Source organism: Arthrobacter sp. R4 (genome assembly GCF_051365025.1).
In the GTDB taxonomy this organism is placed as follows: Bacteria; Actinomycetota; Actinomycetes; order Actinomycetales; family Micrococcaceae; genus Arthrobacter.
Genome location: NZ_JBLWIJ010000017.1, coordinates 1 through 13,318, shown reverse-complemented (window position 1 = coordinate 13,318; position 13,318 = coordinate 1). Strand labels below are relative to the sequence as shown.

The following is a 13,318-nucleotide window of genomic DNA, read 5'->3' as shown; positions in this document are numbered from 1 at the left end:
ATGCTGAAGAAACCGGAAACCCTCTTTGTCCTCGGATATATGCTGCTGCCGCTGCTGGCCCTGCTCTCCGCGATTGTTGGGCTGACCATGATCCTGGGCGGCAACAAGATAGCCGGTGCCATCGTGCTGGTGGTGGTGACGCAGGTGTTCGCGTTCGGTGCCTTCTACGCGTTACGGCTCCGCAAGGCCGCGGTGCTGGGGGAAAGCGACCGCGGCTGACGCGTTTTGCCGGTGGGCGGATGGGGAGGACAGCCCATCGCGGGCCCTTGGCTCCGCTATTAGAGTTGTGCAGGCAGCCTGATGAATATTTGCTGCAGAGACATTTGGGGGATGATGCCTTGTGGCAGGAAACATGTGGGGCGCCGACGTCGCCGAGCTCCGGACGCTGGCGCAGCAGTTCGGCAAGGCGTCCGACACCCTGCTCCAGCAGTCAACCCTGCTGAGCAACCAGATCAACAACAACCCTTCCTGGAAGGGCCAGGATGCTGCCACGTTCCGTTCCGACTGGAACGGCAACCACCGGGCACTGATTCAACAAGCGGCTTCCGCGCTTAGGCAGGATTCCAAGAAGCTGCTGGAGAACGCCAACGAGCAGGAGAAGGCGAGCAACGGGGCGCCTGGATCCGGCGGCGGGCCGGGCTCCAGGGGACAAAGCGGAACATCCGGGAACGGCGGGGTTGACTCCGGCGTCGGGCCGTCCCGGGATCCCTATTTTTGGGAGCACGAGGAGGACGACACCTGGTGGGACACCTATGTGGCAAAGCCGTGGGATGTCTACAAGGTGGTACCGGACACGCTGCGAACGATAAGTCTGCCCCTTCAGGCAGGCACCGAACTTGCCAGCTGGCATAACGCGTTCAATTTCGCAGGCACCACCAACAAGTTCTGGGATACGTTGGACTCGCCACTATTTACCAAGGCAGCCAAGACCCTGGACAGCGCGGCAGACCTAACCGAAGGCTCGGACAAGGTTTTTGCGGCGCTCAAGGGCGTGAAGACCTTTGGAAACGTCCTTGGCGGCCTCGGCGCAGTCATCGACGCGGGCAGCGCAATCAACAGCTTCTCCAAGGGTGAGATAGGCGACGGCGTCTGGAGCACAACGAAGGCTGCCTTAGGGGCGGCCGCCCTCTTCCCTGGTCCCCAGCAGCCGTTCCTGATCGCCGCCAACGTAGGGATTGCCGTATGGGAAAACCGGGAAAAAATCGCGGACGGGGCCGAATGGGTGGCCGACAGGGTCAGTGAGGGCGTCACCGCCGTGGCCAAGGATCCGGCCAAGCTTCTTCCCTGGAACTGGTGAAAATTGACTTCGTTAGGAGATATTAGACATGAGTGCTGAGACCATCGAGGGCACCGGCCTTTCGCCAGCTGGCTATGGGATTGCCGAGTTGTTGTACCTACTCGGATGTTATGACACAGCGAGCACGAGGAAATCCGCCGACGCATTGATGCTGCAGTGGCCCTCGAGCAGCGACGACTTGCGTGTTGCGGGAACGTCATCGCTGCTCGCGCGGCAACAGCTCAAAGTCGAGGGCGACGAACTGGTTCCTACAGGACTGGCACTGGCCATAGCCTATGCCCTGGGGAATGCCACGCGCTGGACCAGCGCCTCATTCCTTTCGGATGACGCACCCCAGGCGGCGGTCTTCATTCACGCTCCGGACTTAGCGGCATTCCTCCAGCCACGTGGGCTGGGCGGCTGGTTTGCCCAGGTCCAGATGGCCAGCCACGGTGTCGCGGGGACTTTGGCACAGCTTGCCGCCGAGCACTGCTCCCAAGCCACGAATGCAAAGGTGGTTCTTTCATCGACCGTTGATAGCTCCTTGGCCCGGAACGTCATTCTCCGCGCATCCGGGGACCGTTGGGAAGCCGCACTCAGCCGTGGTGATGAACGCGCCGTGCCAGTGGGCGGGACATTGAGCCTGGCGGAAGTTGAAAGTCTCTTGAACGAACAACTCCTCGGATAGGAACATCGTTGTGAAACCTGACCGTAAAGTCTTCCGTCGACCCGACGGTACCCCATATGATCCAAACCGCTTCAATGTGCGCCAATACGAGGAGCAATACGGTCCGGGCGGAGTCCCGGAAGGGTACTCCATGGCTGCCATAACGCCGGTGCAGAGCCCCGGCTTGATCACGGGAGTCGGCATCTTCCTGATAGCCATGGCCGGGATGATGGTCTATGGGGCGTTCGCGGCTGCTGGTGAGCCCGGCTTGTCCGTCTATGCGGCCATCGTCGCGGCGCTGACCTTAGCCGGTGCCGTCTGGGCCTTCATCATCGCGGGTCGGCGCCGGCGCTGGTTGCGGGAACAATCCAAAGCCCCAGCGGACCCCGCTCTTTGACCGCGAACGTGAAACCGAGGCAGACCTGACGGCCGCGCTGAAAGCCTTCAGGTCCGAGGCCGGAGCAACTACCAGCGAGTTGCACAGTTACGCCAAAGATGAGCCAAACGCCTGAGGGCCCAACGGGGAATCCCCGACCCCACGGCCCGCCAGTTCGACTGGTAGGAGGCACCCTGGCGAGTGCCGGCGTCGTACATTCCGGCTGAACGTGGCCAGGGCGTGACGTAACCGACTGCGCCCTGCCGGTTCCGAAGTCTAAACTGTACGAATGACTACAGCAGCTACCCCGTCCGTTGGACTTGTCGGTTGGCGTGGCATGGTCGGTTCCGTCCTGATGCAGCGCATGCAGGACGAGGGCGACTTCGCCAACATCAACCCGGTGTTTTTCTCCACCTCAAACGCAGGAGGTGCCGCCCCGTCGTTCGCTGATGGGGCCGGCAAGCTCGAGGACGCGTTTGACGTCGAGACCCTGGCGAAGCTGCCCATTATTGTCACCGCCCAGGGCGGGGACTACACCAAGCGCGTGCACACCGAGCTGCGCAGCCGCGGCTGGGACGGACTCTGGATTGACGCCGCTTCCACCCTGCGGATGAACGACGACTCCATCATCGTGCTGGACCCGATCAACCGCGACGTCATCGACAAGGGCCTGGTCAACGGCACCAGGGACTTCATCGGCGGCAACTGTACTGTGTCGTGCATGCTGATGGGCCTCGGCGGGCTGTTCAAGAACGGCCTCGTCGAATGGGGCACGTCCATGACCTACCAGGCTGCCTCCGGCGGCGGCGCCCGGCACATGCGCGAACTGCTGAGCCAGTTCGGCACGCTCAACGCCGAGGTCAGCTCGGAACTGGACGACCCGGCGTCGGCCATCCTGGAAATCGACCGCAAGGTCCTGGCCCACCAGCGCACCGACATCGACGCCACACAGTTCGGCGTGCCGCTGGCCGGCTCCCTGATCCCCTGGATCGACGCTGACCTCGGCAACGGACAGTCCAAGGAAGAGTGGAAGGCCGGGGTTGAGACCAACAAGATCCTGGGCACCTCGGAAGAGAACCGCGTAATCATGGACGGCCTCTGCATCCGGATCGGTGCCATGCGCTCCCACTCCCAAGCACTCACCCTCAAGCTCCGCGAGGACCTCTCCGTGGCCGAGATCGAGAAGATCGTGGCCGAGGACAACGAGTGGGCCAAGGTCATCCCGAACACCAAGGAAGCCTCCATGGCCGGTCTGACCCCTGTGGCTGCATCCGGAACACTGGACATCCCCGTGGGCCGCATCCGCAAGATGGAAATGGGTCCGCAGTACATCAGCGCCTTCACGGTCGGTGACCAACTGCTTTGGGGTGCCGCCGAGCCGCTGCGCCGCATGCTCAACATCGCCACCGGGAACCTGTAGCCCTAGCTTTTCCTTCAGGACACGCAATCGGTCCGGGGACGCCTGAATTCAGGTGTCCCCGGGCCGATTCCGTGTCCTCTGCGCGCTTCAGTGCTCCAGGAAGCTGACGTACCTTTCGACGGCCCTCGTGAAGGCAGCACCGGCGCCGGCACCGAGCGGCCGGGATTCGTCAAAGAGTTCGGGTACGACGGCGGCGCTCCTGCTGGTCCCGGCCCGAGCCCACGTGCCGATCACCTCTCCCCCGGCCACGATGGTTTTCTTAAACACGCCGTTGCCGCCCGGGACGATCTTGTTCGCGTGCTCCGGCGCCAGGACCAGGCTCCGGTCCTGGTAACCCAGGAGAAACTCGTCAAAGCCGGGCAGCAGGAGGACGGACCGCTGTCCAGGCACGCCATCGTCAAGCAGCGCGGCTGTTTCCGGTGACATCCAGTAGCTGGTATCGCCGAATTCCACCTCGACCAGCTTCGCGCGAACCTGCTCAAACGCGGGCCGCACGTCAGTCAGGGGGATCTGCGTCCACCATGCGAAGTCCCGGAGGGTGGCTGGACCGTGGCTGCGGAAGTAGCGCAGCGCAAACTCGGCGATCCCCTCCTGCCGCTCCAGCTTCCGCGACTCCGGGATCCACTCATCGAAGGCCACCAGCAGCTGCTGGTTTCCGGCCAGCGGACCCTGCACAAGCCAGCCGTGGCGGCACAGCGTCCCCAGGATGTGGACCCCCCGCTGGCCAGTGGTGGGCTGCCCTGCCGCCTCAAACACTGCGAAGAGTTCAGTCCTGCTCAGGGAACCGCCTCCCGCGACGCGCTCCAGGGCAACGTCGCGGCACTTCTCGATGTCGGCCCAGGTGATGTCCAACTCCCGGTGCCTGCCGGCGATGCTGCGCGTGAGCCGATCGGCGGTAAGGCCCAGCATCCAGCGCAGATCTTCAGGTGCCACCAGGTGAAGCGTTCCCCGCATGGGCCAGGAACGAACCACAGAGCCCTCGTCCAGGGCTGCCCGGACGTCCGTCAGTCCGGAGCCCGGTACACGGCAGCCCACAGCCCACAGAGCCGCCTGAAAGTCCTGGGCCTGGGAGGCCGTCATCCAGCGGACAGCCTCCGGGACCGAGCCCAGGCCGGGCCCCAGCAGTCCTTGGGACGCCAGCCGGAGCCGGCCCAGGAGCTTGCGGCTTACACGTTTCGATGCCGTTCCTGCCATGACCTCATCCTAGGTTGTTGACGAACTCCCCAACATGGTTGAAAACCTGGGCCTGGGCCGCCAGGGAGGGCAGCAATGGTCCTCGCCCCTGCGGCGTGGCCGCTAGGGTAGAACCATGACTTTGGGGAGTTTGTGGCAGTTGTTCGCGCGCGAAACAAAAGGATGGATGGTGGGAGGGACCGTTTCGGTCCTCGCCGGCGTGGCGGTGGGACTGCCTGCAGTCACCGGATTCCTGGCAAACGGGGAATCAGAACTTTCGCTGCTGCTGTCCTCCTTGGCGTTCAGCCTCGGTGGCGGCTACGCCGTCCTGTTTCCCGGTATTCGCGTGGGCCACAGTACCCTCCGCATTCTCCGCGACTGGAAGCAGCACCCCCTGAGCGGGAAGGTCCTCTGGATCCTGTCCCACGCCGTTGCGGTCACTGGCCTCGTGACCTGCATCCTTGCCGGCGGTGGAAATCCGTCGCTCCCAGGGCTCCTGATCTGGCTGTTCATGGGCCCCTACCTCGCCCTGACCGGCTGGGCCACAGCCGTGCTCGGCATGGCGGCGAACGTCCGGCTCGCTGACAGTGAGGCTGGCCAGCGCGACGCCGCTGCGCGGGCGGCCGGGGCTAAAGCGACAGACCGATAAGCAGCGGTTCGGGGTGCAGCTCAATGCCAAAGCGTTCGACGACGCCGGCACGCACCTCGCGTGCGACGGCCACCATGTCCGCGGCGCTGGCGGAGCCGCGGTTGGTGATGGCCAGCGTGTGCTTGGTGGACAGCGAGGCCCGTCCGCCGGACACACTGCCTTCCTCCAGCCCGTAGCCTTTTCCAAAGCCCGCGTGGTCGATGAGCCAGGCCGCGGACAATTTCACCAGGCCGTCGGACCCGGCCGGGTACCGCGGCGCAGAATCGGGCAGCCGTGCGGCCGCGTCCGTCGGGACGATCGGATTGGTAAAGAACGAGCCGGTGGAATAGGTATCGCGGTCTGCGGAGTCCAGCACCATGCCCTTGGAGGCGCGCAGCCGGAGCACCTCCCGGCGGACATCGTTGGAATAGGCACGTTTGCCGGGCTCCACGCCCAGGGAACGGGCAAGCTCGGCGTACCGAATAGGGGCGCTCATCCGGCCCAGCGGCAGCTGGAACTCGACCGTCAGCACCACGTAGCGGGGCGACCCGTCCACGGTGGTCTGCTTGAGGATTGAATCGCGGTACCCGAACTTCAGCTCCGAGTTGGTGAACGTCTGTACAGCGTTCCGGGTCCGGTCCCAGGTCCGCACGGCGGCGATGGTCTGTGAAACGTCCGAGCCATAGGCCCCCACGTTCTGGACAGGCGTGGCACCGGTGGCACCGGGGATTCCGGCGAGGGCTTCGATCCCGGACCAGGCGTGCAGCACAGCGTGTTCCACGAGGGCGTCCCAGTTGTGGCCGGCCTGCACCACCACAGCGACGCCGCCGCAGGAGTCTTCGGCGTTCACGGTGAAACCCTCCGAAGCTATCCTGACCACGGTTCCGGGGAACCCGTCGTCGGAAATCAGGAGGTTGGAGCCGCCCCCGATGATGAGGACCTGCTCCCCGGCGGCGTCTGCCGTCCGGACGGCGTCGATGATCTCGGCCTCGGTCCGGGCCTGAACAAATTTGCCGGCGGGACCTCCGACGGCGGCCGTGGTCAGGTCGGAGAGCATTGTCTGGGTCACCCATCAACCCTAACGCAGGCGATGCCTACGGAACTTTGCGGGCCACCGGGGAGAGCGGAAGCTCACCACCAGCATGACCATCACGGCCAGCAGCGAGTGCAGGATGCCCACGTGCTCGGCGAGCAGGCCCAGCAGCGGCGGCCCGCACAGGAACGCGCCGTAGCCGATGGTGGAAACGACCGAGACCCGGGCGGCTGCCGTGGCGGGGTCGTCAGCGGCGGCGGACATGCCCACCGGGAAGCCCAGCGATGCGCCGAGCCCCCAGATGGCCAGGGCGACAAAGGCAATCCATGGGACCGGGGCGAACACAAACAGCCCGAGTCCAAATACGGCCAGCGCCGCGCACCAGCGCATCACCGGGACGCGGCCAAAGCGGTCCAGGACCAGGGTGCCGGCGAACCGCCCAACGGTCATGAAAGTAACGAAGAGACCATAGCCTGCGGCGCCGGCGGCGTCCGTCTGGCCGTGGCCGTCCGCGAGGGCCAGGGCAACCCAGTCGCCCGCGGCGCCCTCGGCAAGTGCCAGTCCCAGGACCATCACGCCCAGGAGAAGGGTGCGCCGGTCCCGCCAGGCCTGGGCGATCCTGCGCTTGTTGTCCAACGGGGCTTCGGCGGACCGGCCTGCCTCCCACCGGGCGTGATGATCGGGATCGGCCCCGTGGACGGATCCTCGAAGTTATCGGGTACATATGCCCGCTGCCCCGCCACGGGGGTAACGTCCGCGCGGAACCATCCCGCCGCCGTCGTCACCGAAACAGCCACCACGACGCCGGCCGCCGCCAGGTGCCAGAACACCGGGAGCGAGGCGGCAGCAGCCCAGGCTCCGAGTCCGGCACCGGCCACGGTGCCCAGGCTGAAGGCACCGTGGAGCCGGGGCATGATGTGCCGGCCCACGGCACGTTCCACCGCAGCCCCTTCAACGTTGGAGACGGTGTTCCAGCTGGCGGTGCCCAGGCCGATGATGGCCAGGCCCACAGCCACAGCGACAGGGGTGGCAAGCACCGACGTCCCGAATCCTGCGATCACCAGGCCAAAGCCCACCATGATGCTGCCGGTCCGGATGGTCCGCTTGGAACCGAGCCGGAGCACAATCAGGCCGGACGCGGAGACCGAAACGAAGGATCCCAACGTCATGCAGAGCAGGAGCAGGCCAATGTTGCCTGGGGTCAGGTCGAGTCCGTCCCGGATTGCCGGAAGCCGCGACACCCAGGACGCGAAGGCCAGGCCGCTGGCCGCGTAGGCCACCAGGACGGCGTTGCGCCAGGCGGTGACTTCGGCGGCTGTAGTTGTGGTGGTCAGAGGCTCCTTGGGGTTCAGGAGAGCCTGACCACGGCCTGGGCCTTCATCAGTACCTTCTGGCCGGCCGAGACCACTGTGAGGTCAACGCGGGCGGTGCCGGCATCGGCGTCGAGCTTTCCAATGGCGCCACTGACCTCGATGGTGGCCCCGGGCTCAGCGGTGCCAGTGGTGTCCGCGACAAGGACCGGCTTGGTGAAGCGGGTCTGGAAGTCGACGACGGCGGCGGGGTCCCCTGCCCAGTCGGTCACGAGCTGGACCGCGGCACCCATCGTGAACATGCCGTGCGCGATGACGCCGGGAAGTTCCACACCGGTGGCGAACGCTTCGTTCCAGTGGATGGGGTTGAAGTCGCCGGACGCGCCGGCGTACTTGACCAGGTCCGTGCGGGTGACCTCGACCGTGCGGCTGCCGATTTCCTGGCCAGCCGTAAGTTCGTTGAAGGTGGGGCTCATGGTTATTGTCCCTCTCCGCGGACGAGGATGGATGAGGTGGTGGTGGCAACGCTTTCACGCGATTCGTCTGCGGCGAGGGCGAAGATTTCCTGGCGGGTGGTGATCATGGCACCGCCACCCATGGCACGGACGCCGTCAACGTGCAGTTCCGCCACCAGACGGTCGCCGGCGAAGATGGGACGGTGATGGGTGAACCGTTGGTCGGCGTGGACCACTCGGGAAAAATCAATCCCTGACTCCGGATCCTCGATCAGCTGCGCGTCGGCCCGCTGCGCGATGATGATCGCGAACGTCGGCGGGGCCACCAGGTCGGTGTGGCCCAGGGCCTTGGCTGCGTCGACGTCGAAGTGGGCTGGGTGCGTGGCTTTGACGGCGCGGGCGAACTCGCGGATTTTCTCGCGGCCGACGTCGTATACCTCTGCGGCAGGGTAGCTGCGGCCCTGCAGGTCCGGATTGATAGTCATGGGTTCAAGCCTATCGTTGCCCGGCAGTGGGCGGGGTCTTGCGACGCCCTGATATGATGGATTCATCATTCCATCAAGTCGCTGCGGTTCCTTGTTCCTTGGATTGCCGGCTACTCCACACAAGGAGCCTCCCCATGTTGACTCCCGCCCAGGCTCCGCTTTATGAGATCAAAGCCAACCTGTTCAAAGCACTGGCCCACCCGGCCCGGATCCGGATCCTGGAGCTGCTGGCCGCCGCTCCGGAGAACACAGCCGCAGTGAGCTACCTCCTTGCCGAGACCGGTCTGGAGGCCTCCCATCTCTCCCAGCATCTGGCCACGCTGCGCAAGCACAAGGTGGTGACGTCGGCGCGGTCCGCCAACGCCGTGACATACCGCCTTGCGCACCCGGGAATTTCGAAGCTGCTTGCTGTCGCCCGCACGTTCCTGCTCGACAGCCTCGCTGACTCCAACGAACAACTCCGGCTGGCACAGCAGCTGCCGGATGGCCACCTGTCCGGGGGAAGCGCCCTGTGAGCCACCACCTACGCCTTGGTTCCCGGGGCTTCAGCCGGTTCCTGCCGTCCCGGGCCGACTACACCGGCATCCGGCAGTTCTGGCGGGCGGACCTGCTGGCGGGCATTACCGTGGGCATCGTGGCTTTGCCGCTGGCGCTGGCGTTCGGCGTCAGCTCCGGGGTTGGCGCCGAGGCCGGGCTCATCACGGCGATCGTGGCCGGACTGGTGGCTGCCGTCATGGGCGGATCCCCGGTCCAGGTGTCAGGGCCCACCGGCGCCATGGTCGTGGTCCTCGCCCCGGTGGTGGCCGTCCATGGCACCGGCAGCGTGGCCCTGCTGTCCCTTATGGCGGGACTGTTGGTCTGCATACTGGGAATCAGCGGCCTGGGGCGGGCAGTGGCGTTCATCCCATGGCCCGTAGTGGAAGGCTTCACGCTGGGCATTGCCGCCATCATCTTCCTCCAGCAGGTTCCGCTGGCCACCGGTACATCCGGCATCCCTGGCCACAACACCCTGCTGGCCGCGATCGAGGCGGCGTCCGGGGCAGTGGCGCCCACTGTCCTGCTGACACTCGCGCTCGTGGCGGGTGTCGCCGTCGTGATGGTCCTGGTGCAGAAGCTGTTCCGGGCCCTTCCGGCGAGCCTGGTCGCGGTGCTCCTGGCGACCACGGCGGCCGAACTCCTGCAGTTGGACATCCCGCGGATCGGTCCCTTGCCGCACTCCCTGCCCTCACCCGCGTTCCCTGGCTTTGATCCGGCCTCGCTGGGCAGCCTGGCCATGCCGGCCGTGGCAATCGCGGTCCTGGCCTCGATCGAATCCCTGCTCTCCGCCCGGGTGGCCGCGGGCATGACGGGGCCGGACGGCGCACCAAGCGGTGCCTATAGCCCGGACCGGGAGCTTACGGGCCAGGGCCTGTCTTCCATCGCCGCGGGACTGTTCGGCGGCATGCCGGCTACCGGAGCCATCGCACGAACTGCCGTCAATGTGAGGGCAGGAGCCAAAACCCGGATGGCCGCTGCGGTCCACGCCGTGGTGCTGTTGGGCATTGTCTACCTGGCTTCCGGGATGGTCAGCCGCATCCCGCTGGCAGCCCTGGGCGGGGTCCTGATGGTCACCGCGGCGCGGATGGTGTCCCGGCGAACCGTTGCCGCAATCCTGCGCTCTACGCGACCGGACGCGGCGGTCTTTGTGCTCACGGCTACCGTCACTGTGGCTTTCGACCTGATCGTTGCGATCCAGATAGGCCTGGCCGCGGCTGCGCTCTTCACCCTGCGGAAGTTCGCATCGCTGAGCAGTGTGCAGCGCGAGGAGATTTCAGGGCCACCAACCGACGGTGATGAGCATATTGCCATCTTCCGGTTGGATGGCGCCATGTTCTTCGGCGCCGCTGAACGCATCCTCCAGGAGATCAGCCAAGTGAAGGACACCCAGGTGGCCATCGTCAGGCTCTCCCAACTGCGGATGCTCGACGCCACCGGCGCCCACGCCCTCGTGGAAGTCATTTCTGCGTTGGAACTGCGCGGCGTCACGGTTTTGCTCAAGGGGGTCCGACCTGACCATCTGGCCCTGGTGACCAATGTTGGAGTGATCCGTTCGCTCCGGCACCACAAGCACCTGTTCGAAGACCTCCCGTCGGCAGTGGCGCATGCCCGCGACCACGTGCGCAGGAACGCGGCCTACCGCTTGTAGTTCTTCCGGATCGCCTGGCCCCGGACCACGATCCCGGCGACATGCAACAGGAGGCCGAGCCCGATCAGCGGCAGGGAGGCGGTGGCCAGGCCCTGGTTTCCGGACGTCTTGCCGATCAGGTTCAGGACGATTCCGACGCCGATCAGCCCCATAGCGGTGAAGACCATGACCTTGTAGGCGGTGGGCGCGGTGTTCCAGAATTCGTTCAGCACCGTCCAAGTCTACCGAGCACGCTTAGAACAACGATTCCTGCACGGCAGGCACGTCCGAGGCGAAGTCCCCCAGGACGATGGTCCGGGCGGCCAGCCGGCCAAGGTTCACCACGAAGGCAGCGTCCGTTCCGTCCAGCCGGGCCAGGGCGTTCGTACCGCTGAGCGCCGCGATACCGAAGCCGTGCCGGCCGTCGTCGAGCGCGTGCGGGTAGGCGTGCCGGGCGGTGGATGCGCAGAGGCCGGCTGCCTGCGCCGGCCGCACCCATTGTTCCTCCGCAATGCTGAAACCCTCGACGGCGACGCCGGCCAGCAGAGTGCGGACCGCGGCCGCGTGGCGGGCGTTGATGGCATCCACGCGGGGCACTGGCAGGGGCTGCACGAGGGCCTCCTCCTTGGCCGCGGAACGGACCTGCTGGGTGAGTCCGGCTTCCGCCGACACCAGGTCCTCGAGAATCCTTACGACCCGACCGTCCTGCGCCCGGGCCACGTACCTGGCCGCCACGGCGCCCTGTTCGGCAAGCCGGTTCCATTTCCTCAGATGGGACGCCGTTCCCACTTTGCTGGCACCGCTGGCGAAGGTCGCAACGTACAGCCAGTGCTGCTGCATGAGGTAAGTCCGCAGTCCCGCCGGGACGCGGCCGCCACGGTGGAAGTCATGGATGAGCCGGGAGTCGTCCAGCACGAAGCACCGCTCGCATTGCTTGCCCCTGGCCGCAGGAGCGCTGGCCGGGCACGGCACGTGGTCGCGCCGGGACGCCGAGTGGACCTTGTAGTGCCCCAGGCAGAACCTGGCGCCCGCGGCCACGTGGAAGCCCAGCCTGGCACCGGGGTGGAGGCTGACTTCCCTGAAGGCACCGTTTGGCGGCTGGAGGCGCAGAACCGGCCTGCCGCCGTCGTGCTCCTGCTGGGAAGCCGGTTCCCCGTCCCAAAAGACCCCGTGCACCAGATAGCGGGTATCGGTCACGGGGTCTCCTGTCACGGACTGCTGTGGCTAGAGCGCCGGCTGCACGCCGAAGGCTACGGCGAGCTTCATGATCTTCTCGGCGCGGCCAAGGCGGGGCAGGTCCGAGCCGTCCCGGATGACGCGGCCGTTGGCCTCGAAGTCGGACATAAAGTCAGTGGCCCAGGCGACGTCAGACGGCGTGGGGCTGATGACCTCGTTAATGATGGCTGTCTGGTCGATGGCGAGGCAGAGCTTGCCCGTCATGCCCATCATGACGGTGATGGCGGTCTGCTCGCGCAGGATGGGGTGGTTGGTGCCCACCGTGGGTCCGTCAATGGGGCCGGGCAGGTTGCCGACGCGGCTGGCGACCACCAGCTTGGCACGGGGGTAGGCCATCGCTTCCTGGGTGGCTGCCATGCCGGTGTCGCGGCGGAAGTCGCCGGAGCCGAAGGCGAGCCGGAAAGCGCCCTGTGCTTTGGCGATGTTGTTGGCTTCCTCGATACCCAGGGCGGACTCCACCAGCGGAATGACCGGCGTCTTGCCGTCCATCCGGTGGAAGCTTTCGGTGACCTGGTCCGCGGATTCGGTCTTTGCGAGCATAACGCCGAGGAGCCCCGGGGTGCCGCGCAGGCCTGCGAGGTCGTCGGCCCAGAACGGGCTGGTGGCATCGTTGATTCGGACCCATGCCTTACCGCCGCCGGAGAGCCAGTCCACCACGTGGCCACGGGCGCGGTCCTTCTGCGACGGGTCCACGGCATCTTCGATGTCGAGGATGATGGAGTCGGCACGCGAGATGGCCGATTGGTCAAAGAGTTCCGTTTTCATGGCATTGACGAGAAGCCACGAACGGGCGATCTCTGCGGGGATATGCCGTTCAGGCCGTACGGTCTCGGTGGCGGTGGTAGACGTCATGTATCTACCGTATCCGCCCGGCAACCGGCTCGCCGCAGAAAACGGCCGGCATGTGAGGATCAATACGAACTAAACCGGATATGACTGGCGCCCGGAGCAACCAGGTAGCACTTGATGTCGTTTTGGGGGCTCAGAACGACATCTGCTGCTACCTAGTTGTATTGACCACGGACGTTAGTGACGGTCGGCGTGGCTTGGTGACATGAAGAAGACCTCCGAGTGGAGTGGGGCTTGTCTAGAGTC

General features: G+C 65.8%; 15 protein-coding genes and 1 pseudogene. 8 read left to right on the top strand and 8 right to left on the bottom strand.

Annotation, left to right across the window (positions count from 1 at the left end):
* The 5 genes from ACLKOZ_RS11585 (at window position 1) to asd (ending at window position 3,739) form a co-directional block, all read left to right on the top strand.
* Window positions 1–219 (top strand): NF038396 family protein, encoded by a 219-nt coding sequence (locus ACLKOZ_RS11585; protein ID WP_436475204.1) that lies wholly within the window; start codon window positions 1–3, stop codon window positions 217–219.
* A 121-nt stretch (window positions 220–340) separates the two neighbouring features.
* A complete protein-coding gene (locus tag ACLKOZ_RS11580) occupies window positions 341–1,297 on the top strand; it encodes a hypothetical protein (protein ID WP_436475202.1) in 957 nt (318 codons plus the stop codon).
* Between the two features lie 28 nt (window positions 1,298–1,325).
* A complete protein-coding gene (locus ACLKOZ_RS11575) occupies window positions 1,326–1,964 on the top strand; it encodes a hypothetical protein (protein WP_436475200.1) in 639 nt (212 codons plus the stop codon).
* A 130-nt stretch (window positions 1,965–2,094) separates the two neighbouring features.
* A complete protein-coding gene (locus ACLKOZ_RS11570; protein WP_337346829.1) occupies window positions 2,095–2,340 on the top strand; it encodes a hypothetical protein in 246 nt (81 codons plus the stop codon).
* Window positions 2,341–2,608: 268 nt separating this feature from the next.
* Entirely contained in the window at window positions 2,609–3,739 is a 1,131-nt protein-coding gene (asd, locus tag ACLKOZ_RS11565) for an aspartate-semialdehyde dehydrogenase (RefSeq protein ID WP_436475198.1), read from the top strand.
* Window positions 3,740–3,826: 87 nt separating this feature from the next.
* On the opposite strand, the gene ACLKOZ_RS11560 is transcribed toward asd, so the two are convergent.
* Window positions 3,827–4,933 (bottom strand): winged helix DNA-binding domain-containing protein, encoded by a 1,107-nt coding sequence (locus ACLKOZ_RS11560; protein ID WP_436475196.1) that lies wholly within the window; start codon window positions 4,931–4,933, stop codon window positions 3,827–3,829.
* Window positions 4,934–5,048: 115 nt separating this feature from the next.
* On the opposite strand from ACLKOZ_RS11560, the gene ACLKOZ_RS11555 reads away from it, so the two are divergent.
* Window positions 5,049–5,561 carry a hypothetical protein gene (locus ACLKOZ_RS11555; RefSeq protein WP_436475194.1) on the top strand — a complete coding sequence of 171 codons (513 nt, stop codon included), beginning with the start codon at window positions 5,049–5,051 and terminating at the stop codon, window positions 5,559–5,561.
* Here ACLKOZ_RS11555 and ACLKOZ_RS11550 read toward each other — a convergent pair.
* The 4 genes and pseudogenes from ACLKOZ_RS11550 to ACLKOZ_RS11535 form a co-directional block, all read right to left on the bottom strand.
* Window positions 5,542–6,609 carry a UDP-N-acetylmuramate dehydrogenase gene (locus ACLKOZ_RS11550; protein ID WP_436475192.1) on the bottom strand — a complete coding sequence of 356 codons (1,068 nt, stop codon included), beginning with the start codon at window positions 6,607–6,609 and terminating at the stop codon, window positions 5,542–5,544. The two genes, ACLKOZ_RS11555 and ACLKOZ_RS11550, sit on opposite strands and share 20 nt — an antisense overlap.
* Before the next feature lie 25 nt (window positions 6,610–6,634).
* A pseudogene (locus ACLKOZ_RS11545) lies at window positions 6,635–7,742 on the bottom strand (MFS transporter).
* A 179-nt stretch (window positions 7,743–7,921) separates the two neighbouring features.
* On the bottom strand, window positions 7,922–8,359 hold the full coding sequence (locus ACLKOZ_RS11540; RefSeq protein ID WP_337350822.1) for a MaoC family dehydratase: 438 nt from the start codon (window positions 8,357–8,359) through the stop codon (window positions 7,922–7,924).
* Between the two features lie 2 nt (window positions 8,360–8,361).
* Entirely contained in the window at window positions 8,362–8,823 is a 462-nt protein-coding gene (locus ACLKOZ_RS11535) for an FAS1-like dehydratase domain-containing protein (protein WP_436475189.1), read from the bottom strand.
* A gap of 134 nt (window positions 8,824–8,957) precedes the next feature.
* Here ACLKOZ_RS11535 and ACLKOZ_RS11530 point away from each other — a divergent pair, with 134 nt between their 5' ends.
* Together ACLKOZ_RS11530 and ACLKOZ_RS11525 are read left to right on the top strand one after the other, a co-directional pair.
* Entirely contained in the window at window positions 8,958–9,338 is a 381-nt protein-coding gene (locus tag ACLKOZ_RS11530) for an ArsR/SmtB family transcription factor (RefSeq protein WP_337346822.1), read from the top strand.
* Window positions 9,335–11,008, top strand: coding sequence for a SulP family inorganic anion transporter (locus tag ACLKOZ_RS11525; protein ID WP_436475187.1), 1,674 nt, complete (start codon window positions 9,335–9,337; stop codon window positions 11,006–11,008). The genes ACLKOZ_RS11530 and ACLKOZ_RS11525 overlap by 4 nt, the downstream gene beginning before the upstream one ends.
* Here the strand turns inward: ACLKOZ_RS11525 and ACLKOZ_RS11520 are convergent.
* The 3 genes from ACLKOZ_RS11520 to ACLKOZ_RS11510 are packed head-to-tail and all read right to left on the bottom strand — an operon-like array spanning window position 10,996 to window position 13,075.
* Window positions 10,996–11,220: a DUF3188 domain-containing protein gene (locus tag ACLKOZ_RS11520; RefSeq protein ID WP_436475185.1), complete on the bottom strand. Its 225-nt coding sequence runs from the start codon at window positions 11,218–11,220 to the stop codon at window positions 10,996–10,998. The two genes, ACLKOZ_RS11525 and ACLKOZ_RS11520, sit on opposite strands and share 13 nt — an antisense overlap.
* A gap of 22 nt (window positions 11,221–11,242) precedes the next feature.
* Complete coding sequence (locus ACLKOZ_RS11515; protein WP_436475183.1) at window positions 11,243–12,184, bottom strand: DUF2797 domain-containing protein; 942 nt, start codon at window positions 12,182–12,184, stop codon at window positions 11,243–11,245.
* A 27-nt stretch (window positions 12,185–12,211) separates the two neighbouring features.
* A complete protein-coding gene (locus ACLKOZ_RS11510) occupies window positions 12,212–13,075 on the bottom strand; it encodes an HpcH/HpaI aldolase/citrate lyase family protein (RefSeq protein ID WP_337346818.1) in 864 nt (287 codons plus the stop codon).
* Window positions 13,076–13,318: the final 243 nt, after the last annotated feature.